The following is a 2899-nucleotide window of genomic DNA, read 5'->3' as shown; positions in this document are numbered from 1 at the left end:
TCGCTTTGAAATATCTTTGAGGACTTTTTCAGTGGCCTCGTATAATACTGGAGTCTTTTTCTAATTCCATTAATATCTACTTGTATTTTTTCTTTAAAGAGGTATTTATTAATACAGTCCTTTAAGAGTACTTTTATCATAATGTCTTATGTAACTACATTTCCTATACATTATAAATAGAAGATTTTGTATTTAAAAGACATACTTCCAATGAACGACATTTTGATTTATACTATTTTTAGAACACACGTTCCATTATTGAAAGGATGAAAGTCGTGAATACATATTCCTATAGTCACCTTGAAGACTTTGTTAAAACCTTCTATACAAAATTAAATGTTCAACATCCAATTGACTTAAACATATTACAAATTGCCAAAGAACTACATATACAAGTCTTTTACTGGCCCAATTCCAGCCAGTCGTTGTTCTTTGGTCAAACAAGTTATATATTCTTAAATAATCAATTATCACCTCAGCAGCATTGGCAGGATTTCTGCCATGAATTATGTCATGTGCTTTTACATAAAGGAGATCAAATGAATCTCGCTCCTTTATTTCGTGAATATCAGGAGTACAAAGCAAATAATTTTTCCTTACATACTGCTATCCCGACTTTTATGCTTCAGCAAATTAAGTTACCAAATGACTATTACCAAGCCATTCGCATAATTCAAGATACCTTTAATGTTGAAGAAAACTTTGCCAAAAAAAGATTGGAAAGTTATTTAACGAAGTATCTAGATGTTTCAGACTCTCTTAAAATGAGCTACAGATAATTTTCTTGAAATTAAAGAAAATTGAATTATAGCTTAGGTGCGATTTATGATTTTATTTCTATGATTATAAAATTTTGTTAGGCACTGTACAAAATGATAATGTCGCTTTCACAATTTCCTCTGTGCTATCCAAAAGACCGCCCACGCACGATTTGATTGCTAATCAAGAACTTTTCCAATATACAAAAATGCATGGGAAGAGGAGTTTTTATTGGAGAAAAGAAAGATTGCAGAGTTAATTGGTCAGCATATTAGATGAATTGCCATTATTAATAAAAACAGATAAATCAAAGATATACCAAAGAATATAATGTTTAGTATAATAATAAATGTAATATTTTTTTGATGCTGATGATTTAATGTTAAACACTCTTGATAGAGTTGCAGGATATATGGCTGTACCACTATTTTTATATTTCTTACAAATATATCGATAGATAAAAAAATCGATTTTGCAAACAAACCAGTGCATATGACACGTCGTTTTCCTGCTCTTTGGATTGACTAGTCATTTTATTATGGTGTCTTCTATTTTATTCAACTTCAACTTTACAGTCTCAAAGACATAGGGAAATGGTTACTGCATTTTAGAGTAAAAGACGAATGCGAAAAGATTATCCTTATTGAACCATGCAAACACTATTGCTTATTCTATTACAGTTTAATTTTGAACATGGCATAATTTTCAATCGTCTTGTTTTTTTATCTTTTATTTTCAACTGCTTAATCTTATTACATTTCGTTCTGCACACTTTCAATCTCAATCAACGTTTATTCATACGCAATAAAAAAATACTCTACCTTTACAATCGGTCAAAAAAAATTGAGGTGTACAAAATTTATGGTTCTCGGCATTATTACCACTATTACAATTACTTTACTAGCCATTTTTCTATTCTTTTATTTAACTGACCCTAGAAGGATAATCAATGGCTTTCTATTTAATTTATTTTTTTGTTCATTTGGTATTCTATGCATATGTTTAGCATTAAACTTAAACGGTCAATATTTACCAATTATTAGTGGCATCATTGTTATTATTGTTGTCTTTATGTTAACTTTTGGCTTATTCGCCTTAATGATAGGAATGTTTCTAAACGCACGGATTCTAATGAGAAAAGAGGGACGACGTTTTTCTAATTATTTAACTCTTATTTTTGGTATTTGTCTTTTGTTATGGATGATAATTTCCATAGTCGATCCGTCTCGATTCTTTTCTGCTGAACTCCAGCCACTTTACCAAGGAATGTCTTTAATTGTTTTATATTTATTTGTAAACTTATCTAATTTTTTGACAGCCTATTTTCTTTATCAATTCAATAGACCCAGATACAATCAAGATTTCATCATTGTACTTGGTAGTGGCTTAATAAATGATAAAGTGCCACCACTTTTAGCTAGTAGAATCAATAAGGCTATAGACTTTTATTGGAAGCAAGCGGCAGTCGCATCTCCACCTACAATCATTTTTTCCGGGGGACAAGGACAGGATGAAAACCTTCCTGAAGCCGAAGCTATGCAAATGTATGCTGTAGAAAAAGGTATTCCTGTCGGACACACGATGAAAGAAGATCGTTCTGTGAATACGTATCAGAATATGCTTTTTTCAAAAAAAATTATGGAATCATTAAAAGGAAAGAATTACAAAAGTATTTTTACAACGAACAATTTCCATCTTTTCCGTGCTGGATTATATGCTAGACAAGCAGGATTAACCAGCCAAGGAATCGGCTCAAAAACAGCTTTCTATTATTGGCCAAATGCTATGATCCGAGAATATATCGCTGTTCTTATTATGAATCGAATGCGTCATGCTATTGTAATAGGAGTTATTAGTTGTTTATCAATCTTAGCAACCGTATTAAACTATTTATTCTTATAAAGTCACTAGTGTTGCATGTATATTTACAGAAAATTCATTCTTTTATTATTGCGGTTGAGAGCCCAAAAAGTGAACACTTCAATAAAGGTCGCTCCATCCATATGGTTTTTATTTACAATCATACGTGTGCGACATCGACAGTTTGCGTTTTATGGAACGGCTTTGCCTTCGATTTTTCGAAGCCAGATGTAGGCTGGTTTCCATAAAGAAGCCCTTAAATATCGGCTGATTTGTAGGT

At 31.6% G+C, this 2899-nt stretch carries 2 protein-coding genes; both read left to right on the top strand.

Annotated elements, in window-relative coordinates; all coding sequences use genetic code 11:
* The first annotated feature begins 275 nt into the window (after positions 1-275).
* Positions 276-779 (top strand): ImmA/IrrE family metallo-endopeptidase, encoded by a 504-nt coding sequence (locus JFL43_RS21935; protein ID WP_325166728.1) that lies wholly within the window; start codon positions 276-278, stop codon positions 777-779.
* Between the two features lie 841 nt (positions 780-1620).
* A complete protein-coding gene (locus JFL43_RS21930; protein ID WP_200750690.1) occupies positions 1621-2661 on the top strand; it encodes a YdcF family protein in 1041 nt (346 codons plus the stop codon).
* The last annotated feature ends 238 nt before the right edge of the window (positions 2662-2899 follow it).

Origin of the sequence: Viridibacillus soli, from assembly GCF_016612995.1 — a bacterium.
In the GTDB taxonomy this organism is placed as follows: Bacteria; Bacillota; Bacilli; order Bacillales_A; family Planococcaceae; genus Viridibacillus; species Viridibacillus soli.
This window is presented reverse-complemented; position numbering and strand designations above follow the sequence as displayed.